The sequence below is a fragment of the Telluria sp. LT1R51-2 genome, from assembly GCF_059685775.1.
This window is the reverse complement of the sequence record NZ_JCASIM010000001.1, coordinates 1,246,981-1,267,825: the sequence shown is the minus strand read 5'-3', so window position 1 is coordinate 1,267,825 and position 20,845 is coordinate 1,246,981. Positions and strand designations below refer to the sequence as shown.

The following is a 20,845-nucleotide window of genomic DNA, read 5'->3' as shown; positions in this document are numbered from 1 at the left end:
GTTCACTCTCCCATGTCTGCGGGCAGGATCAGGTCCACCCGAAAAATCGCGCCGGCGCGTGTTGCGTGCACGCTCGCGTCGATGCCATACGCGGTGTTCAGGCGCTGGCGCACGTTCGCCAGGCCGACGCCACTACCCTTGCTTGCCGGCCCGCCGTCCGGATCGACATCGTTCTCGACCCGCAGCTTCAGCTGCGAGCCGGCGCGCACCGCCTGCACGCGCACCACGCCGCCCTGCGGCAGCTGGCCAATGCCGTGCTTGACCGCGTTCTCCACCAGCGGCTGCAGGATCATCGGCGGCAGCAGGCAGCGCGCCGCGTCATCCGCCATCTCGCACGCAAACACCAGGCGCGGCCCGAAGCGCACCTGCTCGATCGCCAGGAAGCGCCGCGTCAGGTCGACTTCGTCGGACAGCAGGACCTTGCGGTGCGCCTCGAGTCCCAGCGTGTGGCGAAAGAAGCCGGCCAGCTGCAAGGTCATGTCACGCGCGGCCTCGGCATCGATGCTGGTGAGCGCGCTGATCGAATTGAGGCTGTTGAATAAAAAGTGCGGGTCGATCTGCGTGCGCAGCATGCGCAGTTCGGCGTCCTGCGCCAGCAGCTTCAGTTCGAGCTCACGCGTTTCCAGCCGGCGCGCGCGTTCGAACTCCAGCGCCAGATAATGCGCGCATGCCGTCATCCCGTACAGCAGCACGCCGACACCGAACATCACGGCGGCGACGGGTGGCGAGAGCAGCACGCCGCCCATCGACGGCGCCAGCCAGCGCCACAGTGCCGCCCACGCCAGCGCCGCCGCGCACCACAGCAAGGCCGCGCTGGCGGCCGTGACAAAGAACACGACCAGCACCGAGCGCAGCGATTTGGTGGCCAGCGGATAGGCGCGGCACAGGTAGTAACTTGAAAAGCCGCACACGCTTGCATACACCAGCATCAGCGGCAGCGCGAACAGCAGGCTGGCCGGCATCCGGGCGCCGGTGGCCGCGTTCAGCAAACCCGCGAGCATCAGTCCCAGCATCAGCCAGGCCGCCAGGTACAGTGCGGCGCTGCGCCCGGCCCAGAACATCCGGCCCATCAGTTGCGGATTTCCACACCGCCCATGATGGCGTAGCCGCGAATGACCAGGCGCTTGCTGCCATCCGGTGGTACGACGGTCTTTTCTTCAAAGCCGCCCAGGATCGGCGTGCCAAGCAGGATCACGGTCCAGTCGGGCGGACACTTGATGGTCACGCCGCCCCAGAACGCGAACACGTTGATCACCGCTTCGCCACGGATCGAGGCGCCGCGCATATCGAGCTCGCACCCGCCCATGACCGCCGTGATTTCACCGCCGCGAAAATCCTGCGTGGTCACGCGGCGCTCGTAGCCGCCAAGGATCGCCGTGATGTCGACCACGTCGCCGCTACCCGTGTCGTCGAGCATGCCGGCGCCCTGGCTGGTGGCAACGCTGCCCGGCATGCCGCGGCTGCGCAACGCCTTGGCAACGAGAAAACCGCCCAGGCCAATCAGGATCAGTGGCCACAAGGTGCGCACACTGAAGTCAATGATGTCGAGCCGGTCGAGCATCATCAGGATGCCCACCCCGACCAGCGCCGCGCCGAGCAGCGTGCCACCCTGGCTGCGCGTGTCGCACAGCTTGACCGTACCGACGAACACGAACAGCAGCGGCCAGAACGAGACCACGCGGTGCATGTCGATCAGGCCGAGGTTATCGAGCAGGAACAAGAAGCCCATGCCGATGACCAGCACGCCAAGCACGACCTGGCCCGTCACGCCCCTGGGCAGGCGATCATTTTTCATGGCGGCTCACCTTTTGGTTATTCAGGAAACGGCGGGCAATGAACGGATCGAGCACCAGCTTGATCCCCCACATCAGGATGAACAGCGGCCAGCTGTTACGGAACGTCAGGCCGAACGCATTCTCGAGCACCGCAAACAGCCACAGGCCGGTAAACACCGTCCACAGGCCGTTGCCGAATTCCTTGGGACTCGGGTAGCCGATGGTCTGGCTGATACCGACGGCGACCAGCAGCAGCGGCGCGTAGTGCCAGTAATCTTCGGCGTTGATGTAGTACAGGCGATCGAGCAGCACGACGGCGCCGACGACGATGAGCAGCAAGCCCCAGACGATTTGCTTGCGCCAGCGATAGGATTCTTCGGATTGCATGATGCGGACCTCCCTGTGATCGAATAGGGATCACGATAACAAGGGTGGGCACGTTGGCGGAAGTGGTTTTCGGCGAATGACGAATCCTTACCGGCGAACGGCGAATCGACGTCCGCGCCAAAGGTACAGGCGAAAAAAAACCCGCCGTGAGGGCGGGTTCTTTATGCAGCCAACGCGCGATCAGGCTGCGCTGGCGGCTTCCTGGCGCTTGACCAGGCCTTTTGGCACGTTGCGGTACTTGGCGCGGGCTTCTGCCTGGCGCACGGCTTCGCGTGCGATGTTGGTGCGCTTGATGTCGAGGCGTTCTGCCTTGCCGCGATGTTGAGCGATATGCTTGCTTCCGATTCTTTTGGTCATGTGGTCTCCTTGGTTGAACTATGCGCCGCGTCCTTGTCAGGACGTCGACGCGAAAACATACGCAAAGGCCAGGCGCGGGTCAGGCGCCAGTGACGTCTGCGGGCCGAGTTTTGACATCGTACACGGCACCCTGCGCTTACCTGCTCTTACCTGCTCTCCGGGGCTGACACATGGCCAACACCGGTGTAGAAATTGGTGCCGATCCTCGAGGCGACCGGCTAACCTGTTGAGGTGTCGGATGGCTGCGAATTACTTCGCGCGTTCCTCACTCAGACAGGAGCATCTTAATGGCTGCATCCAAGATTCACCGTTAGATGCCGCACACTTTGGGCGTCAATACGGCTGAGCTAGATATACCACCGTAAAAAGGGGGCCGCAGCCCCCTCCTCTTTTGCAGTATGCCGAGATCAGAACTTGTAGCGCAGGTTCAGATAATACTGGCGACCACTGACGTCGAGCTTTTGCTGCTCTTCTTCGCTGTAGCGATATTGCGCGCGTTTGGCGTTGGTCAGGTTGGTCGCGCTGAATGCGAGCTCCAGGTTGTCGGTGAAGTAGTAATTGGCCGACAGCGCCAGCGTCGTCACCGCATCGGCGTAGGTCGGCGCGGTTGGCATCGCCACGCCGTTGATCACGGTCAGGCCCTGGCTGTTGGCGGTTGGCGCGGGCGCCGTCGTGCTGTTGACGTACTCGCCGCGGTAGTTTGCGACCAGGCGTGCCGACAGCTTGCGGTCTTCATAGTACAGGCCCAGGTTGCCGGTCCATTCGGATGCGCCCACCATCGGCCGGCCATCATCGACCTTCGTCTTGGCGCGGCTGACGTTCGATGTGAAGCCGAAGTTGGTCTGCCCGAACGGCTGCTCGTACTGCAACTCGATGCCGTTGATCTTCGCGCCCTGCTGCGAGGCCGTGTTGATGAAGAAGGATTTGACGGTCTGGTCGCGCGGATCCTGCAGATCGATCGTGGTGCTGCCCACGGCGCCCGTCCTCGGATAGCCGTCGATCGACGAATGGAACACGCTCAGCGCAATGATCGAGCGCGGTGCGAAGTACCACGACCACGACAGGTCGACGTTGTCGGCCGTCTGCGGTTCGAGATCCGGATTCGGGCCCGTCACGCGGCAGCCGTTGGCGTCGCAACCCGGCGTGCCGAAACCACTGCCCAGCAGGTTGTAGTTCTGACGCCCGATCGTGCGGCTCGCGCCAAAACGCGCCAGCATGTCGTTGCCCATGTCATAGCGCACGTTCAGGCTTGGCAGCCAGTTGTCGAAGGTGCGCTTGGTCGGCGTCTTGTAGTACAGGATACCGGCCAGTGGATTGAACGGCGTGCCATCGAAGAAAGCGGTGGCGTCGCCGGCATCGGTGATCGCGCCCGGATAGGCGGCGCAGGTCACGGGCGCCTGGCCCGGCGCGACGCGCTGGCAGGCGCCAGCGGGAATCGGCGTGGCGATATTGGCTTTCACTTCGGTGCGCGAAAAACGCACGCCGACGTTACCCGACCAGCGATCGCGTTCCAGGTTGGCCATCAGGTAGGCGGCGCTCTGGCGTTCCTGCATGTCGATCTCGGAACTCACGCGGCGCTCGAACGCGTCGCTCGTGACCTTGGTATTGCCCGCGATGTAGTCCTTGATCGCTTCCGGCGTGTACGTGAAGCCGGTGTTGTCCCAGCCGGCCGGACCGTCCAGGCCATTGCCGAAGTCGCCCGGGAACGCTTGCCAGCCAGTGGTTGGCGTGGGCGTATTGGACGTGACGCGGCCCGTGACCGGATCGAGCGTGATGCCGTTGCGGAAGGCCGGGCCGCGGCGCGCACTGGTGCGCTTGTGGTCCGAGAAGCGCACGCCGCTTTCCAGCGACTGGAAGATGCCGCGGTCGACGCGGTATTCGGCGTCGAGTTGTGCGCTCCATTCCTTGTCCACGGTGCGTACGCCCGAGGCGGCGCGGTCGACGATGGTGTAGCCGCTGCCATCGGCGTTCAGGCCGGGCTGGTTACCGCCCGCGTTCTGGTACTGCACGAACGGCGCGTCATGCAGGCTGCCGAGCGCGTAAGAGATACCGGTGCCGTAGCGGGCCAGCGTCAGGCCCTGATCGAGTTCGGTCGTGCCCACGCCGCGCGTACTCGAGAGCAGCGTCTTGATCGTCAGGTCGTCGTTGACGCGGTACTTGGCATCCAGGTCGAGGAACGAGCTCTCGGCCTTGGCGCCGTCACGGTAGAAGCCTTCCGAGTTGCCGACGTACTGCGGCGTGGTCCCGTTCGGGAACACGATGTCGGCGGCCTTCAGTACCTTGAGCTGGTTGCCGTAGACGGTGGTTTCGTTGACGATGACCGGATTGCGGATCTGCGCAAATACCTGCTGGCCGTTCGAACTGGTGTTGGCGGCGCTGGCGACGGTGCTGCCCAGTGGCGCGTTCTTCCCGAGCAGCATGGAGTAGATGGCGCTCGATGTCAGGCGGCCGTGGTTGTCGGCATCCATCGACGAATGAAAGCCCGTGAGCGTCACGTCAAGGTCGCGGTTCGGCTTGAACTGCAGCGACAGCATGCCGCCCTTGCGGTCACGTACCGATTCGACGAACTCCGAGCTCATCGAACCCGGCAGGCGCACGCCGTTCAGGTCTGCCGCCGTGTAGCCGGTGCCGGCGAGCGATGCATCGGTGATGCCTTTCATCGTGCTGGTGTTGATCACGTCCCAGCCGCTGTTGGTGCCATACGCGAAGCGCGACACCGAATCGCGCCGCACGTAGCGCTTTTCGGCAAACAGCGCGGCCAGCACGCCGAAGGTGCCGGCCTCGTTCTTCCAGTTGACCGAGCCGTTCATGTCCGGGGCGTAGCGGCCCGGCAGGTCGGCGTAACTGGCGCCGACGCTGATCACGCCCGACAGGTTCTCCTTGGCCGACAAGGGTTTACGCGTGGAGACATTGATGGTGCCGGCCAGGCCGCCATCGACGATATTGGCCTGGGACGTCTTGTAGACGACCGCCTGCTGCAGCACGTGCGATGGCATCAGGGACAGGCTGGTCGAGCGCGAGCTCGAGCCCTGGTCGGCCACGTACCAGTCGGCGCTGCTGACGGCGTGGCCATTGAAGATGATCAGCGACATGTCCGGGTTGGTGCCGCGCATCGAGACCTTCTCGGCCTCGTCGTAGTCGGTACGCACGGCCACGCCGGCCAGGCGCTGCAGCGAATCGGCCAGGTTCTTGTCCGGCATCTTGCCGACGTCTTCGGCCGTGATCACCTCGACGTTGGCCGACGCATCGCGCTTGACCGCCAGCGACCGGGCAAGCGACGCGCGGATGCCCGTCACTTCCACGGTCTGTATCGGCACGGCGGCTGCGGCCTCCTGGTCCTGCGCTTGCGCGTGCGCCAGCACCGGCAACGTGGCAAGGCTCCAGACGGCCATCGATACGGCCGCGGCAAGCGGCTTCTGCTTGAACATCATCTCTCTCCTGGGAAGGGTGCGATTCTTGGTAAAGTAAGGCAAATTTTTAAATGCTTGTGGCGAGTATTGATGATGGATTGCCATCATGAATAATCACTTGTGTTTGCTTTCGTATAACTGGGAGGAATGCATGTTTTCGACGGCTCGTTCTGGTTATGGGCAACTACGCAGAATTCATTATCTCCATTGCGCTTACCGGATTAGCGTGACACTTTCCCTTCTCCCGAAATGACCGCCATGCGCCTTGCCTGCCTGCTTCTTGCCAGCGCCGTCCTGACCGGCTGCGCCAGTCCCCCCGCCGCCACGCCGCCGATCCCGGGTGCGCCACCGCCACCCACGCCAATGGCCGCCCTGCTGGACAAACCGATCTACAAGATGACGCCGTTCGAAGCCGGCCAGTACATCCCGCACATGCAGGGCGCGCAGCCCGACCTGCGCAAGCGCATCGCCGCGATCGGCCGCCAGAACATCGGCCAGCCGTATTCGCTGAACCTGCTGGGCGAGTTTCCGTTCGAGATCCATGACAGCCTGCCGATGTACAGCATCGAACAAAGCGATTGTGTGGTTTTTGTGGAACACACCTATGCGATGGCACTGTCGCAATCGTGGGAAGAATTCTTCTGGATGCTGCAGCGGATCCGCTACCGCGATGGCGTGATCGGCGTGGCCACGCGTAACCATTACACCGAGCTCGACTGGAACGTGGCCAACCGCTGGCTGGTCACCGATATCAGCGCCAGCCTGGCCGGCCCGAACGGCCCCGGCTACGACATGCGCGTCGACCGCGCCCGCTTCCTGCGCACGCGCCACAACACGGTGCGCGACATCCCCGTCGAAACAAGCCGCCAGACCTACGTGCCGAAAGACGGCGTGGCGGCCATCCTCGATCAGTTGCAAGAGGGCGACTTCGTCAACGTGATCTCGACCCGCGACGGTGAATACTGGGCGTCGCACGTGGGCCTGGTGGTGCTGGGGCCGAATGGCGAGCGGCATTTCCTGCATTCGTCGGCACCCAAGGTGCGCGAAGAAACGTTCGCTTCGTACATGGCCCGCGTGGCCGGCCGCGAAGCGGACAATGCACGCGCCGGCAAGCCGGGCCAGATGCTGGCCGGCTTCAAGTTCCTGCGCCTGAACGAGACGATCACGGTGCCGCCGATGGCGCCGCAGCCGCGCCCCGGCCGGCCGGGCGCGTAGTACGCCGCAGTGCGTTCCCGGCTTGCCGGGCCGGGAACGTTACCCGCCTCCGCTTGAATCTTCAATAAAGAAATAGGGAATTAGAAATTTAATTCCCTGATTCTATTTCCATTTTCATTTCCAGGTTGGCCAAGCCGTTTGAATGACGCCATCGTCGCCGATATCCCCGAGCGCGGTTGAGTGATCTCAATCCCGCCATGCAGGCAGGATCGGATAATCAACTCGCGAATCACCGGGAATCAATGTTGGCGTGATTCGATCCACGAATCGACAGGCTGAACCTGCTGTGATTCGGGTATGTTGCAAATAAATTTCTTCGAATCTAATAGCCCGTTTGTTTAACCAGGTAACGGTCGCCATGCCCACCCAATGCGTTCTCACTGCAAGCCGGCCCTCTGTGGACAGCGAGTCGGCACCGTGCAGGGCCAGCGCCGCCCTCATGATGGTGATGGGCCCGGCTGCATTGGTGCTGTTGTTGTTACTTGCCGCGATATTTTGCGGCAGCTATTTATTTCAAGCACATCGATTTGGTATCGGCAGTTCCTTGATTCTCGCGAAACATCAATTGCTGCCTACCGCCGCGGAATTGGCTGCATTCCCGCAAGCCATTGACCGCCAAGCCGTCTTGCAATTCATCCAGCGCTATTCTCCGATAACCATTGGCCTACCATGCGCTTCCGATTTGTTATTTGCTTGTTCCACCCCGGCCATTCCCGAAACAAGGTATTTGCGCGCCGCACGCTGGCGATTGACACGTTCGCCGCCCATTCGTGTCATGTCGTGTCGCGCGCGGGCGGGCCAGGGCCGCGATGTGGTGCCTGTGTGGACGCAGCCCTGCCCACAATGATCCGGTCAGTAAAGCGGCAGCGGCGCGCCGCCGCACGATCGCGGGCCTGACGCGTCGCTGTCATCACTCTCATCCGTAACGATCACTACCACTGTCGAGGACACCATGCGAGACGAGAACCAATCAGTGCACCTGGAACAGCTGCTGACCCGGCTGCGCGAGCGCCACGCCGTGATCGGCATCGTCGGCCTTGGCTACGTCGGGCTGCCGCTCGCGCTGCGCTATGCGGCCGAAGGCTTCCATGTCCTCGGAATCGACATCGACGCCGCCAAGGTCGACCAGCTCAACCGCGGCGAGAGCTATATCGCGCATATCAAGGGGGCGACGATCGCGGCGGCCCGTGCGGCGGGTCTGGCTGCCACCAGCGATTTTTCACGCGTGGTCGAAGCCGATGCGTTGATCATCTGTGTCCCCACGCCCCTCACCGCCTACCGCGAGCCCGACCTGTCGTACGTGATCGGCACCGTCGAATCGCTGCTGCCCCACATGCGGCCCGGTCAATTGCTGTCACTCGAGAGCACCACGTATCCCGGCACCACCGAAGAAGAATTGCGGCCCCGTCTGGAAGCGCGCGGCCTGCGCGTCGGTCACGACGTCTTTCTCGTGTTCTCGCCCGAACGCGAAGACCCCGGCAACCCCGACTTTCACACCCGCACCATCCCCAAGATCTGCGGCGGCTCGACCGACGCCTGCCTCGAAGCAGGCCTGGCCCTTTACCGGCAGGCGATCGATACCGTGGTCCCGGTCAGCTCGACCCGCGCGGCCGAACTGACCAAGCTGCTCGAGAACATTCACCGCGCCGTCAATATCGGGCTGGTCAACGAAATGAAGATCATCGCCGACCGCATGGGCATCGATATCCACGAAGTCATCCGCGCCGCCGCCACCAAGCCGTTCGGCTTCACGGCGTATTATCCCGGCCCGGGCCTGGGCGGGCACTGCATCCCGATCGACCCGTTCTATCTCACCTGGAAAGCACGGCAGTTCGGCCTGCACACCCGCTTCATCGAGCTGGCTGGCGAAATCAACAGTGACATGCCGGCCTGGGTGATTGCCAAGGTCGTCGATGCGCTCAACAGCCGCAGCCGCGCTGTCAAGGGCAGCCGCATCCTTGTGCTGGGGATCGCCTACAAGAAGGACGTCGACGACATGCGCGAGTCACCGTCGGTGGCGCTGATGGAACTGCTGCGCGCGCGTGGCGCCACGGTTGCGTATTCCGATCCCCATGTGCCGGTGTTCCCGCGCATGCGCGAACACCATTTCGACCTCGCCAGTGTCGAGCTCACACCATCGTCGCTCGCCTCCTATGACGTGGTGTTGCTGGCGACCGGCCACAGTGCGTTCGACTACGAACTCGTGCATCAGAACGCCAGCCTCATCGTGGACACGCGCGGCGTATTCCCGCACCGCTCGCCCAACGTGGTGCAGGCCTGAACCGCGAGACAACCACAGCGCTGGTGGCCTACCCGCTGCGCAAGGGCCGCCTACCCCAACATCGGTGAACGAGGACATCGAATGACATTTACTGACCTGCAATCGTCATACGACGCGTCGCGCAGGCTGATCAACAGCCGTATCCAGACCGTTCTCGATCACGGCCACTATGTCATGGGCCCGGAAGTGGCCGAGCTCGAGCACCGCCTGGCCAGCTACACGGGCGCGCGCCATTGCATCACTGTATCGTCCGGCACCACGGCTTTGGCAATCGCCCTGATGGCAGTCGGCATCGGGCCCGGCGACGACGTCATCACCTCCCCGTTCGCTGGCATCGCCACGACCGAGGCGATCCTGCTGACCGGCGCCAGGCCGGTGTTCATCGACATCGAGCGCGCCACCTGCACGCTCGATCCCGGCCTGATCGAACCAGCGATCACGCCGGCAACGCGCGCCATCATCCCGGTCTCTCTGTACGGCCAGCCGTCCGACATGGACGCCATCAACGGCGTCGCCGCCCGCCACGGCCTTGCCGTGATCGAAAACGGTGCGCAGAGTTTTGGCGCGACCTACCGCGGCCGCCAGAGCGGCAATCTGGCGCTGATCGGCTGCATCAGCTTTTTCCCGAGCCATCCGCTGGGTTGTTATGGCGATGGCGGCGCCCTGTTGGCGAACGACCATGCGCTCGCGATGACGATGCGCGACATCCGCATGCACGGCCGGGCGCGTCGCCACGCGGGTGTCCATGTCCGCCTTGGCCCCGGCGCCCGCATGGACACACTGCAATGCGCCATCGTGCTGGCCAGGCTGGAACGCTTCGACTGGGAGATCAGGCAGCGCCGCCTGGTCGCGGCCGCGTACGACGACATGCTCAAGCCGCATGTGCCGCTCATTGGCGGCCGGCCCGACCGGACCAGCGTCCATGCCCAGTACACCGTGCTGGTCGAGGACCGCGAGCGCGTGCGCGCAATCCTGGAGCAAGCCGGTATCCCGACGGTCGTGCATTACCCGGTGCCGTTGCACCGCCAGTCAGCCTACATCCATCTGACAGGCGGCGCGTCTTGCCCCGTCACCGACGCGATGGCTGCGTCCGTGCTGAGCTTGCCGATTGGATCCTATATGGCGGCGACGGCGGTCCGTCACGTCGCACAGCGCTTGCTCGATGCCACCAGACCGCTTCAGCTGCAAGGCGTGGAGCCGGTTGAACTCCCGGGGTAAAACGTTGGCAAGCACGGCCGAACGCGGTCCGATGGACGGGTGACAGCATCTGCCACCGATGTCGCCACCAATGGCGGTGCGTGGGCGCCGGATGGCGTCAGCGCATTTCTTCGACAAGCTTGAGCCCATCGACAAAGCGCCAGATACGGCGGATCTCGATGACATCGAAGTTCGCGGCGACATTCGGCGGGAACGCGGCGTAGCGGGCGTTCAGGCGTACGAAGCGGCGCACCGCGTCATCCACGTCGGCGCGACCGCTCGATCGCACGATGGTGATCTCGTCGATACTGCCATCGCTGCGCAGCGACACGCTCACCAAGGGATCGATGCGGACGTCGCGCAGCGACAGACGCGCACCACCAAGCACGGCGTTGCGCTCGAGTTTCTGGCGCACGCTGTCGACGTACAAGCGCAGCGGCGCATCACGCTCGCCGCCATCGGCCAGCACGCGACGGTTGCCAGCCGAGTGCTCGCGCGGCAAGCCGGCGGCGTCCACATTCGGGATGGTCACCCCGCGCAGCAATTCACGGGCGCGGTTGCCGGGCAGGCCAGCCATGGCGCCCGGGCCCGACTGCGCACCCGGACCGCTGCCCAGTCCGACACCAACCCCGGCGCCGTTCGCGCGTGCGGCCGCTGGACCGCTGCCAGTGGCTGGCCCTGCAGCGCGTCCTGCAACTGGCCCGGATGCCTGCGCCTGCAAACGCTGCGCCGCCTGACGCGCCGCTTCTTCTGCAGCGCCCCGCGCCAGCCGCTCTGCGTCCAGGCGCGCCTGCCCGGCCGCTTGCTCGCGTGCCCGCTCTTCCGCCAAGCTGCGCTGCGCCTGTTCGTCGATACGTTGCCGCTCGGCGGCTTGCTGGCGTGCGCGCTCCTCGGCCTGGCTACGCTGCGCCAGTTCCTCGACCCGCTGGAGTTCGACTGCTTGCTGCGCCAGGCGCCTGGCAGCCTCCTCCGCACGCTGGCGTGCTTGCAACTGCGTCTGGACCAGCGCATCCTGCACCGCGCGCTGCGCAGCCAGTTCACGCGCCGCTTCCGCCTGTTGTTCAAGCTGCCGCTGAAGCGCTTCCTGATCGCGCACGGCCTGCTGTTGCGCTCGTTGCTGCGCCTGCTCGTCCTGGGCTTGCTGCAGCTCGGCGCGCCTGCGTGCGTCGGCAGCGTCGCGTTGCTCCTGCTCCTGCGCCTGCTCCTGCTGCAGAGCGAGCTCCTGCTGCAACGCCGCTTCCTGCGCCGCATCGGCCACGCGCCGGGCCAGCGCCTCTTGCGCGATTTGTTCCGCTTCGACATCCACGACGGGCTCAGGATCGGCAGGCACCTCCCTCGCCACAACCGCCTCGGGAACGACGGGCACATCGGCAACTGCTGTCGATGGACCAGCATCGACCTCGGGTAGAGGCACCGCAACAGAAAATTCGGACGCCGGGTTGGCGTCCATCGCAATCACGGGCGTTGCCACGTCACGCAGACGACGCACTGGCACGACTGGCGTCGGTCGACGCCGGCTTGCCTTCGGCGCCGGCGCAACCTTCGCTTCCGGCGGCGTTGGCGGCGCCAGATCGACCAGACGCAAGCCTCGCGCAGGCTCGGGTGCTGAAGGGGCAGGCGCAGCGGACGATGGTGGTAAAGGGGGCGGCGGCAGAACCGGTAACGGGACCTCCGGCGTCGGCAGCGCAGCGGTCGTGGGTGACGGTGGGGGTACCGGAGCCAGTGAGCGAACCGGCGCGGTCACAGGCGCAAGCACAACGCTCAACGGTCCGCTACCGCCGCCATTACTGCCCGGCACCCCAAACTGCAGTGACAGCAGCAACGCATGCAGCAGCACCGAGATGGCGATGCCGCCGACCAGGCGCCGGTTGCTGCGGGCGTGGCCGGCGTGTCGCGTGCTGGCGGTCGCAGGATGCATGGCGTTGGTTCGGATCTATTGTCAGGCTTGCATCTTAGCGTTAACGCGACCGTATGGCGATCACGACGCCTTGCCGGGCGTCCGAATGCTCGACATGCCCGGCATGCCGCCGACCAGCGCCGCCAGGCTGGTGCGTGCCTGCCACCATGGGGTGCCTTCCAGTGTCTGCCGGCAGCTCGGGCATTCTTCGAACGGGTTGCAATCGTGTTCGAGCGCCACGTAATTCACGCCGACCACCGTCTTGCCCTGATAGCTGTCCACGCGACCCGAACCCGCCCTGGCGCCAGGCTTGGCTGCGCCGCCACCGGAAGCCGGGGTTGAAGCCGACGCAGAAGCGGATGCCGCATCGATCCACTTGGCAAAGGGTTCAGTCGCGACGCCATCGGCCACGTACCAGCGGCGGCGGGTCGGATTCCAGCGGGCGCCAAGCGCCTTGGCGGCGTCTTTTTCGGCGTAGGGGACGGTGAGAAAAACCATGTGCGAACTGCTCCGGGATTGATGTGCGTGCGGTTTGCTATTCTACCGCGCCAGACGAGCTCAAACCTCAGGGTTCCTTCTGGCGCCTGGCCCAGGCGGCATCGCTGTCGCGCTGCTCACGACGATCCTTGCGCCATGTATATAACAGATTGCCGACGGTGCTCAGCAAGGCGCTGAACATGCCGATCAGTGCGCCGATATCGGCCAGTGTCAGCTCGCTGGCCAGTCCGGCCAGGTTGGCGTCCATCAAACGCTGCAATGTTTCGATGATCATCGTGTCTCCCCTGTGCTTGCGGCGGAACCTGCTCCGGCAAGCCCACGCTTACCTTGTGCCACATCAATGCGATGGATGAAAGTATAGGAAAACTATACCACAGCAGTAAAGAAAAGCTATACTTTGATGTATAGATTTCCTTTACCATACGCATATGGACCTTCAAACAATGATTGCTAACTGGGTGAAAGAAGCGCGGACCTCGGCCGGCCTGTCGGGCACGGCACTGGGCGCCCGTCTCGCCCTCGAGCTCGGTACAGACCGTGGCCATACCAAGGCCAATATCTCGCACTGGGAAAATGAAAAGCACAGCCCCAACCTGAAGCAGTTGCTGGCGATTTCCCGGGTCACCGGCTGCCGGCTGCCACCGGATATCCTGGCGCCGCTTGCCGGTAGCCCGTCCGGTGACAGCGCCACCCTGTCCGGCCTGGCTGGGCCAATCGGGTTACCCAATGCGCTGCGGGTGGTGGCCGAAGGCGATGATGATGCCTTCGTGCCGATTCCAATGGTCAAGTTGCGCTTGTCGGCGGGCATTACCGGATACCAGACCGAACCCGAAGCCCGAGATGGCGGCACGCTTGGCATGCGCCGCACCTGGCTCGAACGCAACCAGTACAGTCCGTCGCATCTGATTGCGATCTACGTCAAGGGCGAAAGCATGGAGCCGTCGCTCTACGCTGGAGACATCGTCGTCATCAACACGCTCGACACCAAGCCGGTCGCCGGCGCCGTGTACGCGTTCAATGTCGAGGGCGAAGCCGTCGTCAAGCGCCTGGCGCGCGATGCGGCCCAGTGGTGGCTCACGTCCGACAACCCCGACCAGCGCACCTACCACCGCAAACGATGCCAGGGCGACGATTGCATCGTGATCGGGCGCGTCGTGCGCAAGGAAAGCGATCGCATCTGACGTACGCCCCCGCTTCTCAGCCAAATACCTGCGGCGCCCGTTCCAGGATGCGCCGCAGCGCCGGATGGTGTACCCGCCGCTCGACGGTCACGGCATAGACCTGCTCGACAATGGCGTCGATCACCCCTACCGGCTCGAGTCCATACTGCGCGCACAATGACGCCGCAAGCACGGTCGGCGCCGCCATGAAGCCCGCACCGGCGCCGGCGAATGCGCCCAGCAGTGCACCATCGTCGAACTCGCCGACCACGATCGGGCGCAGTCCCTGCGCTTCAAGCCAGGCCATCAACTGGCTGTGCAGCGCCGCACCCTGACCAGGCATCAGGAACGGCGCCCCCTTCAGGCGCTGCGGAAAATCACCGCCCCAGTGCTGGCAGACGTCAGGATGCCCCACAACCGTGACGGTGCTCGATCCCAGCAGGTGACTATGGCCACGCACCGCGCCGCCAGGTGGCAAGCCCTGGTCCGAGATCAGCAGATCGAGCCGGTGTGCGCTCAGATCCTCCATCAGGTCGCCAAAGCGCCCTTCCCGACAAACCAGGTGCATGGCCAGCCCCGCATCGCGCGCAGGTTGCAACAGCTGAAACGCCATTGTCTTGGCGATCGCGTCGCACAGGCCAACCCGCAATGTTTCCGTCTCGGTGAACAAGCCGCGTCGCACCGCCTGCTCCAGTTCATTACCAAGACTGAAGATCTGGTCCGTATAGCGCAGGACGGTCTTGCCAGCCTCAGTCAGCACCAGCCCGCGCCCCTTCTTGCGCAGCAGTTCCTCGCCAAACTGGTCCTCCAACAACTGCAACTGCGTACTGATCGCCTGTGCCGACACGTGCAACTGCTCGGCCGCGCGAACGACGCTGCCGACCGTGGCAACCGTATGGAAGTACTGAAGATGCTTGTAATTCATGCGCTCTCACCACCAGAAATATTGAGAATTGCTAAAGATAATTCGATTTTACTTTAGGATTTCGCAGCCGTATATTGGTGACTCAGTTCACACGAAGCGAGGAAGCAATGAGAAATTACCCGACCGACAGTCCCAAGGCCATGAGCCGGTTGCTGGCCCTGGCCATGATCGCCGACGGTCGCCTGGCGCCACAGGAACTCAAGACGCTGCACCACAGCGGTGTGCTCGAGGTACTGGGCGTGAGCGAAGACACGTTCGACGATGCCGCCGGCGAGCTCACCCAGGATCTGCTGGCCCACAGCACCAACCACGCGGCCGGCATGGTCGAAATCGAACCGGCCACGATCGACGCGCTGCTGGACGAAGTACAGGATCCGGCGCTGCGCGCACTGGTACTCAAAGGCATGCTCGAGATTGTGCGGGCCGACCAGCAGATCGATCACCGCGAACGTCGCCTGCTGCGCCGCGCACTGGCGGCATGGGGTGATGGGGACGAGGCGTTTCCCGCGCTCGCATGATGACTAGACGCTGCACTTGCAAAGCGTGACCATGTCGGCACATCGGACGACATTGCCAGGCCTGTCGCCAGGGCATCCCACCGCCCGAGGCCTGCCATGTCCGCCTATTCCACGCTCGACTACGTGGATGACTTGACGTGGTCGGCCATGAACCGGGACTAACGCCGTGACCTCGACCCGGTCCGGCATCCGGAACTCGGCCAGTTCTACGGTCATACTGCCCGCTAGAGCACCGTCGATCCATACGCAAGCGAGGACGATATCTTCATCTTCACGCCACGGCCGGCATAGGCTATACGGTCCAGAGCGGCAGCTATTACGGCCCGTTCCTGCTGCGCATCTACGACCACACCGGCCATGTGATTGCCGCCTTAATGTCACGACGTCTTTTGGACCAGATGCCGGCATACGCACTCACGAGCAAATGACACAGCTACGTCTATACGGTGCTTGCTGATCGAAGGCAGAACAAGGCGAAGTGCCATTTCCGGCTAGCCAATACTGTCTTCGCGTAACTAGCGTGTATAGCGATCCCGTAGTCGCGCCTAGCCCGCCTCCCCAATGATTGGCAGCGATAATCGGGCGGCCTGGTGTCGCCGCCTTATGTGGCGCAAGACTGTAGATTCTGCAGTAGGTCAGACTTCCGGGACAGGAATTGCTTCAGGTAACGCGCGCCCGCGTTCATGAAAAATGCAACTGAGCTGATTCTCGACGGTGACATAGAATATACACCCAGCCGCGAATGCAACGCCTGTAATAAAAGCGCCGGCGAGGTCATTTTCGCCTGCAGATGCACCAATGATTAAATACTTCTAGTGAGCAATTACTGCACGGACTGGCATGCGCCGCAGTTCCGCGATCTCACCATCGTGTTTAACTTGATCGCATCGTCGGATCACCTCTTTTATAAATAGGAAAAAACAATGTTCTGGTGATCTTAAACCGCTTGCAAGTCTGCCAAATTACAAGTGGAATAAACATCGCACATAGCAAGACAGTCGCTTCGACAGCGAACTTATAAGGCAGAATTCGGTCCAGAATCGCTGGGAAATTATATAAAATTGGCATGTGAAACAACAGGATAAAGAGCGAACCGCGACCGATAAAGATCAAACCTTTCTCGACCCATGCTATTTTCCCTAGCAGGCTGCTCAAGCCCAACATCAAATATATTCCAGAAAATGCTAAAGCGGTGGTGCCAAATAGATGGTCATATTGGCGATAATTTAAATTCATCGAATCATTGAAAGAAAACCAGACCACCGTGACGATGGATAGAGCTACACCCAAATGCAATAAGCTAAACTTGAAATTCTTAACCGCTGCCGACATGAAAACACCGAAGATAAAAAAGACTGCCGTAATCAGCAAAAAATCTGCGCTCATCGGCAAACCGCAGCTGAAAAGCGCAGTACTGAACTCCGTAATTTTAAAGCAGTCATTATTTTCATAGGGATTATTGAACATATCGAGAACCGCGTATCCGACCCCAAGCAAAATGGTCAGCGACGCAGTGCGGCGGATACTCGTAGAAAACAGATACTTGCAATGCATCAACAACGCACTGCATGACACATACAACAACCACAAATGTGGCAAAAACCATACTGCGCGTGGTGAAAGTGTATACCCTGTACCATACGTCAGCGCCAGTACCAAACCTTCAAGCGTTCCCGTTCCACGCAAAATATTCAGACATCCAAAAATTGTAACCACCACGACAAATGGCTTTAACCATGCATCTGCCCTAGCGATTGCAATATCGGTCAGCCCGCGCCGACCTAGTGAGAAAGTAACACCTGAAATAAAGAAAAAGAACGGCATTCGTATTCCACCCAAGAAATCCGCAAACTGGGGGAAATATCCACTGAACCCCGCATCATGACCTAACACGATCAAAAGGATGCCGATGCCCTTGGCAATGTCGATCGTCGACGATCGGACTTTGGTCGGTAAAGCCTCAGAATGCTTTACGTGAATTTGCTCCTCCGCGTGCGACAACTTCTTCAACTCGAGTGCATATTTATTATTCATTTCATTCAGATAAATTGGTAAATTCAGTTTTCGATCGGATGATCGCGGGACTACTGCAAAGTTGCGGACGCATAACTAAATCAGCATTTTCCCGAAAGAAACCACATTTCGTGTCGCGCGTTTGTTTCGCCGATGGACACATGCGTACTGAAATCTCCCCTAATTTGTTGAACGACATCTTTCTAACCCACCCTAAGTTGGACAAAAACATAATTTCATTACCACGGTGCAAGCCATCTGCTAGCCATGAGCCACAGGTTTATCGTATGGAGTTGCTGTTTCGGCTAGCCTGAATCGTCTTCGCTCGAGGTCCTGGGCACCTAGTTAACTTCAAGGAAAGAATCAGCGAGCACAATCTGCGCGCAAATTGCATAATGATCCAGAGTCGCCGGCGCCGGAACGCGGCTGCTCGCGCATGCGGACATGTCAGCTCACGCAGCGCGTATATTGCCGACAGCCAGAGCGTGTGAAAGCCGGGGAAAATGGCATTCAATAGCGCAAGGAAACTTAAATAACGCAATGCCTACGGAAAGGTAGCCGCACGATGCGGATAAGCACTTGTCTGGTTTGGGAAATCTGGCCCGCCCTGAGGGAATCGAACCCCCGACCCACAGCTTAGAAGGCTGTTGCTCTATCCGACTGAGCTAAGGGCGGTGCAAAACGATGAGACCGGAAAACAAAACAGGCCGTCGATGACGGCCTGTTCTGATGAATCTTGCTGGTCGGAGTACAAGGATTCGAACCTTGGACCCCCTGGTCCCAAACCAGGTGCGCTACCGGGCTGCGCTACACTCCGCCGTGGGCAACATTATATGCCAATCGTTCGCGAAACACCAGTGTCTGACAGCCGCTTGATGCGATGCCAACGCCCGCGCTTCGCTCAGCGCATTTATGCCGACAATTTGGCCGCGATACGACGTGCCAGGCTGTCCGCAAGTTCCGCCTCTTTCGCCTCGACCATCACCCGGATCAACGGCTCAGTGCCCGATGCGCGGATCAGCACGCGGCCGTTGTCGCCCAGCTCGCGCTCGACGGCTTCTTTCTCGGCGACCATTGCCGCATCGGCGGTCCAGTCGAAGCCCGGCGCGACTTTCTTGTTGATCAGCGTTTGCGGGAACAGTGTGAGCTCATTACAGCATTCGGCCAGCGACTTGTTGCCGCGCACCAGCGCCGACAGCACTTGCAGGGCCGAGACGATGCCGTCGCCGGTGGTGTGCTTGTCCAGTGCCAGCAGATGGCCCGAACCTTCGCCACCGAACAGCCAGCCACGCTCCCTCATGACTTCGAGCACGTAGCGATCGCCCACCTTGGCGCGCGCGAAGCCGATGCCCATTTCCTTGAACGCCACTTCGAGCGCCATATTCGTCATCAGGGTGCCCACGGCGCCGGCCACGGGGCCGGTGCTCATGCGGTCGCGCACCATCACGTACAGCAGCTCGTCGCCGTTGTAGACGCGGCCGGTGGCGTCGACCATGATCAGGCGGTCGGCATCGCCGTCCAGCGCGATGCCCAGGTCGGCCTTGTTGGCCACGACGGCTTCGGACAGCGCCTGCGGCGCGGTGGCACCAAAGCCGGCGTTGATGTTGAAGCCGTCCGGCTGGGCGCCAATGGAAATGACTTCGGCGCCCAGTTCATGGAACACGTGCGGAGCGATGTTGTAGGCAGCGCCATGGGCACTGTCGACGACGATTTTCAAGCCGCGCAGGTCGAGCTCGTTCGGGAACGTGCTCTTGCAGAATTCGATGTAGCGGCCCTGGGCATCGCGCAGACGCGAAACACGGCCCAGCTTGTCGGATGACACGCAGCCCATCGGCTGGTCGATCGCGTCTTCAATTTCCAGCTCCACCGAGTCCGGCAGCTTGGTGCCATGGCCGGAGAAGAACTTGATGCCGTTATCCTGGAACGGGTTGTGCGACGCCGAGATCACGACGCCCGCCTGCAGGCGCAGCGCGCGCGTCAGGTAGGCGATGGCCGGGGTTGGCATCGGGCCGGCCAGCATCACATCCACGCCGGCCGCCGAGAAACCCGACTCCAGCGCTGCTTCGAGCATATAGCCCGAAATGCGCGTGTCCTTCCCGATCAACACGACGGGCCGGCCGCTGCTCGATTTTTTGCCCTTTGCCAGCACGGTGCCGGCGGCGTAGCCGAGGCGCATGACGAAATCAGGGGTGATTGGTGCTGCGCCCACGAGGCCGCGAATGCCATCGGTGCCGAAATATTTCCGTGCCATCTAGTTCTCTTTTCTCTTATTGAAACGAATTTTTATGGATGCATGGCCGCATGCCACACCTTCAGCGCATCGACCGTCTCCGCAACATCATGCACACGCACGATTCTAGCGCCCTGTGCTACCGCAGCCAATGCCGCGCCGACACTACCTGCAGTGCGCTGCTCGACCGGACGCCCGGTGACGGCCCCGATCATCGACTTGCGCGACATGCCGGCCAGCACCGGCAAGCCAAGTTCATCGCGGATGCGGCCCAGGCCGCGTAGCAACGCGTAGTTGTGCTCGAAGGTCTTGCCGAAGCCGAAGCCCGGGTCGACGCAGATGCGGCTGCGATCGATGCCAGCCGCTGTCATCGCATCGATGCGCGCGGCCAGGAATGCAATCACCTCCCCCACCACGTCATCATACCGGGGCGCCTGCTGCATGGTGGCCGGTGTCGCTTGCATGTGCATCACGCACAGGCCGCAGTCGCTGTCCTGCACCGCCTCCAGCGCCCCTGGTGCGCGAAAGCCGTTGACGTCGTTGATCATGTCGGCGCCGGCAATCAGCGCCTCGCGCATGACCTCTGGTTTGATGGTGTCGACCGACAGCGCAACGTCCAGCGTACGCAGCGCGTACAGCGTCGGCATCACGCGGCGCAGTTCTTCATCGAGGGGTACGCCAGGGGAACCGGGGCGGGTCGACTCGCCACCGATATCGATCATCGTGGCGCCATCGCGAATCATGGCTTCGGCATGGGTCAGCGCGAATTCCAGGCCCTGATAGCGGCCGCCATCCGAAAACGAATCCGGCGTGATGTTCAGGATGCCCATCACGACGGGTTCGAGCGAGGCGGCGCCATCGAGCGCGAAGCGGAACTGGCCGCATTGCAGTGTGTTGTTCATGGTGTCAGTCGTACGGGCGTTGCGGGCTGTTCAGCAAGTCAAAGCAGCGAGCGGACGCCATCATGAAAAAAGGCACCCTT

18 protein-coding genes and 2 tRNA genes are annotated in these 20,845 nt (G+C 62.1%); 6 read left to right on the top strand and 14 right to left on the bottom strand.

Annotated elements, in window-relative coordinates; all coding sequences use genetic code 11:
- Positions 1 to 2: 2 nt before the first annotated feature.
- The 5 genes from AC56LH_RS05695 to AC56LH_RS05675 all read right to left on the bottom strand — a co-directional run bounded on the left by AC56LH_RS05695 (position 3) and on the right by AC56LH_RS05675 (position 5,950).
- Positions 3 to 1,070, bottom strand: a complete 1,068-nt coding sequence (locus tag AC56LH_RS05695; RefSeq protein ID WP_499644744.1) for a sensor histidine kinase — start codon at positions 1,068 to 1,070, stop codon at positions 3 to 5.
- Complete coding sequence (locus AC56LH_RS05690; RefSeq protein ID WP_499644742.1) at positions 1,070 to 1,795, bottom strand: LiaI-LiaF-like domain-containing protein; 726 nt, start codon at positions 1,793 to 1,795, stop codon at positions 1,070 to 1,072. The genes AC56LH_RS05695 and AC56LH_RS05690 overlap by 1 nt, the downstream gene beginning before the upstream one ends.
- Positions 1,785 to 2,162, bottom strand: a complete 378-nt coding sequence (locus AC56LH_RS05685) for a LiaI-LiaF-like domain-containing protein (RefSeq protein WP_343027230.1) — start codon at positions 2,160 to 2,162, stop codon at positions 1,785 to 1,787. Before AC56LH_RS05685 ends, AC56LH_RS05690 begins: the two co-directional genes overlap by 11 nt.
- Positions 2,163 to 2,342: 180 nt before the next feature.
- Positions 2,343 to 2,519, bottom strand: coding sequence for a hypothetical protein (locus tag AC56LH_RS05680; protein WP_499644740.1), 177 nt, complete (start codon positions 2,517 to 2,519; stop codon positions 2,343 to 2,345).
- Positions 2,520 to 2,926: 407 nt separating this feature from the next.
- Positions 2,927 to 5,950 carry a TonB-dependent receptor gene (locus AC56LH_RS05675; protein WP_499644738.1) on the bottom strand — a complete coding sequence of 1,008 codons (3,024 nt, stop codon included), beginning with the start codon at positions 5,948 to 5,950 and terminating at the stop codon, positions 2,927 to 2,929.
- Between the two features lie 237 nt (positions 5,951 to 6,187).
- Here AC56LH_RS05675 and AC56LH_RS05670 point away from each other — a divergent pair, with 237 nt between their 5' ends.
- From AC56LH_RS05670 to AC56LH_RS05655, 4 genes are all read left to right on the top strand, one after another.
- The gene (locus AC56LH_RS05670) at positions 6,188 to 7,144 is read left to right on the top strand and encodes an N-acetylmuramoyl-L-alanine amidase-like domain-containing protein (RefSeq protein ID WP_499644736.1); all 957 of its coding nucleotides are present in this window, start codon (positions 6,188 to 6,190) and stop codon (positions 7,142 to 7,144) included.
- Positions 7,145 to 7,583: 439 nt separating this feature from the next.
- Positions 7,584 to 7,991, top strand: coding sequence for a hypothetical protein (locus AC56LH_RS05665; RefSeq protein WP_499644734.1), 408 nt, complete (start codon positions 7,584 to 7,586; stop codon positions 7,989 to 7,991).
- A gap of 105 nt (positions 7,992 to 8,096) precedes the next feature.
- A complete protein-coding gene (locus tag AC56LH_RS05660) occupies positions 8,097 to 9,425 on the top strand; it encodes a nucleotide sugar dehydrogenase (protein WP_499644732.1) in 1,329 nt (442 codons plus the stop codon).
- Positions 9,426 to 9,506: 81 nt separating this feature from the next.
- On the top strand, positions 9,507 to 10,643 hold the full coding sequence (locus AC56LH_RS05655; RefSeq protein WP_499644730.1) for a DegT/DnrJ/EryC1/StrS family aminotransferase: 1,137 nt from the start codon (positions 9,507 to 9,509) through the stop codon (positions 10,641 to 10,643).
- Positions 10,644 to 10,740: 97 nt separating this feature from the next.
- Here AC56LH_RS05655 and AC56LH_RS05650 read toward each other — a convergent pair whose 3' ends face one another.
- The 3 genes from AC56LH_RS05650 to AC56LH_RS05640 all read right to left on the bottom strand — a co-directional run bounded on the left by AC56LH_RS05650 (position 10,741) and on the right by AC56LH_RS05640 (position 13,291).
- Positions 10,741 to 12,540: an energy transducer TonB gene (locus AC56LH_RS05650; protein ID WP_499644728.1), complete on the bottom strand. Its 1,800-nt coding sequence runs from the start codon at positions 12,538 to 12,540 to the stop codon at positions 10,741 to 10,743.
- 60 nt (positions 12,541 to 12,600) lie between these two features.
- Positions 12,601 to 13,017 carry a DUF5710 domain-containing protein gene (locus AC56LH_RS05645; protein WP_499644727.1) on the bottom strand — a complete coding sequence of 139 codons (417 nt, stop codon included), beginning with the start codon at positions 13,015 to 13,017 and terminating at the stop codon, positions 12,601 to 12,603.
- Positions 13,018 to 13,084: 67 nt separating this feature from the next.
- Positions 13,085 to 13,291 (bottom strand): hypothetical protein, encoded by a 207-nt coding sequence (locus AC56LH_RS05640; RefSeq protein ID WP_499644725.1) that lies wholly within the window; start codon positions 13,289 to 13,291, stop codon positions 13,085 to 13,087.
- Positions 13,292 to 13,445: 154 nt separating this feature from the next.
- Here AC56LH_RS05640 and AC56LH_RS05635 point away from each other — a divergent pair, with 154 nt between their 5' ends.
- Positions 13,446 to 14,198, top strand: a complete 753-nt coding sequence (locus tag AC56LH_RS05635; protein WP_499644723.1) for a S24 family peptidase — start codon at positions 13,446 to 13,448, stop codon at positions 14,196 to 14,198.
- Positions 14,199 to 14,214: 16 nt separating this feature from the next.
- Here the strand turns inward: AC56LH_RS05635 and AC56LH_RS05630 are convergent, their stop codons facing one another.
- Positions 14,215 to 15,102, bottom strand: coding sequence for a LysR family transcriptional regulator (locus AC56LH_RS05630; RefSeq protein ID WP_499644721.1), 888 nt, complete (start codon positions 15,100 to 15,102; stop codon positions 14,215 to 14,217).
- Between the two features lie 107 nt (positions 15,103 to 15,209).
- On the opposite strand from AC56LH_RS05630, the gene AC56LH_RS05625 reads away from it, so the two are divergent.
- On the top strand, positions 15,210 to 15,620 hold the full coding sequence (locus tag AC56LH_RS05625) for a tellurite resistance TerB family protein (RefSeq protein WP_499644720.1): 411 nt from the start codon (positions 15,210 to 15,212) through the stop codon (positions 15,618 to 15,620).
- An 873-nt stretch (positions 15,621 to 16,493) separates the two neighbouring features.
- Here the strand turns inward: AC56LH_RS05625 and AC56LH_RS05620 are convergent.
- From AC56LH_RS05620 to folP, 5 genes are all read right to left on the bottom strand, one after another.
- On the bottom strand, positions 16,494 to 17,654 hold the full coding sequence (locus tag AC56LH_RS05620) for an acyltransferase family protein (protein WP_499644719.1): 1,161 nt from the start codon (positions 17,652 to 17,654) through the stop codon (positions 16,494 to 16,496).
- 577 nt (positions 17,655 to 18,231) lie between these two features.
- Positions 18,232 to 18,308 (bottom strand) — tRNA-Arg (locus AC56LH_RS05615).
- Between the two features lie 65 nt (positions 18,309 to 18,373).
- A tRNA-Pro gene (locus AC56LH_RS05610) sits at positions 18,374 to 18,450 on the bottom strand.
- A gap of 93 nt (positions 18,451 to 18,543) precedes the next feature.
- Positions 18,544 to 19,884 (bottom strand): phosphoglucosamine mutase, encoded by a 1,341-nt coding sequence (gene glmM / locus AC56LH_RS05605; protein WP_499635685.1) that lies wholly within the window; start codon positions 19,882 to 19,884, stop codon positions 18,544 to 18,546.
- 32 nt (positions 19,885 to 19,916) lie between these two features.
- Complete coding sequence (folP, locus tag AC56LH_RS05600; protein WP_499644717.1) at positions 19,917 to 20,765, bottom strand: dihydropteroate synthase; 849 nt, start codon at positions 20,763 to 20,765, stop codon at positions 19,917 to 19,919.
- Positions 20,766 to 20,845: the final 80 nt, after the last annotated feature.

Bases quoted from the DNA above. Each gene is read 5' to 3' on its own strand.
- AC56LH_RS05685 (WP_343027230.1), bottom strand. From the start codon at position 2,162: ATGCAATCCGAAGAATCCTATCGCTGGCGCAAGCAAATCGTCTGGGGC.
- AC56LH_RS05630 (WP_499644721.1), bottom strand. From the start codon at position 15,102: ATGAATTACAAGCATCTTCAGTACTTCCATACGGTTGCCACGGTCGGC.
- AC56LH_RS05645 (WP_499644727.1), bottom strand. From the start codon at position 13,017: ATGGTTTTTCTCACCGTCCCCTACGCCGAAAAAGACGCCGCCAAGGCG.
- AC56LH_RS05665 (WP_499644734.1), top strand. From the start codon at position 7,584: ATGATGGTGATGGGCCCGGCTGCATTGGTGCTGTTGTTGTTACTTGCC.
- AC56LH_RS05625 (WP_499644720.1), top strand. From the start codon at position 15,210: ATGAGAAATTACCCGACCGACAGTCCCAAGGCCATGAGCCGGTTGCTG.
- AC56LH_RS05670 (WP_499644736.1), top strand. From the start codon at position 6,188: ATGCGCCTTGCCTGCCTGCTTCTTGCCAGCGCCGTCCTGACCGGCTGC.
- AC56LH_RS05655 (WP_499644730.1), top strand. From the start codon at position 9,507: ATGACATTTACTGACCTGCAATCGTCATACGACGCGTCGCGCAGGCTG.
- AC56LH_RS05690 (WP_499644742.1), bottom strand. From the start codon at position 1,795: ATGAAAAATGATCGCCTGCCCAGGGGCGTGACGGGCCAGGTCGTGCTT.
- AC56LH_RS05620 (WP_499644719.1), bottom strand. From the start codon at position 17,654: ATGAATAATAAATATGCACTCGAGTTGAAGAAGTTGTCGCACGCGGAG.
- AC56LH_RS05635 (WP_499644723.1), top strand. From the start codon at position 13,446: ATGGACCTTCAAACAATGATTGCTAACTGGGTGAAAGAAGCGCGGACC.
- AC56LH_RS05640 (WP_499644725.1), bottom strand. From the start codon at position 13,291: ATGATCATCGAAACATTGCAGCGTTTGATGGACGCCAACCTGGCCGGA.
- AC56LH_RS05695 (WP_499644744.1), bottom strand. From the start codon at position 1,070: ATGGGCCGGATGTTCTGGGCCGGGCGCAGCGCCGCACTGTACCTGGCG.
- AC56LH_RS05675 (WP_499644738.1), bottom strand. From the start codon at position 5,950: ATGATGTTCAAGCAGAAGCCGCTTGCCGCGGCCGTATCGATGGCCGTC.
- AC56LH_RS05650 (WP_499644728.1), bottom strand. From the start codon at position 12,540: ATGCATCCTGCGACCGCCAGCACGCGACACGCCGGCCACGCCCGCAGC.
- glmM (WP_499635685.1), bottom strand. From the start codon at position 19,884: ATGGCACGGAAATATTTCGGCACCGATGGCATTCGCGGCCTCGTGGGC.
- AC56LH_RS05680 (WP_499644740.1), bottom strand. From the start codon at position 2,519: ATGACCAAAAGAATCGGAAGCAAGCATATCGCTCAACATCGCGGCAAG.
- AC56LH_RS05660 (WP_499644732.1), top strand. From the start codon at position 8,097: ATGCGAGACGAGAACCAATCAGTGCACCTGGAACAGCTGCTGACCCGG.
- folP (WP_499644717.1), bottom strand. From the start codon at position 20,765: ATGAACAACACACTGCAATGCGGCCAGTTCCGCTTCGCGCTCGATGGC.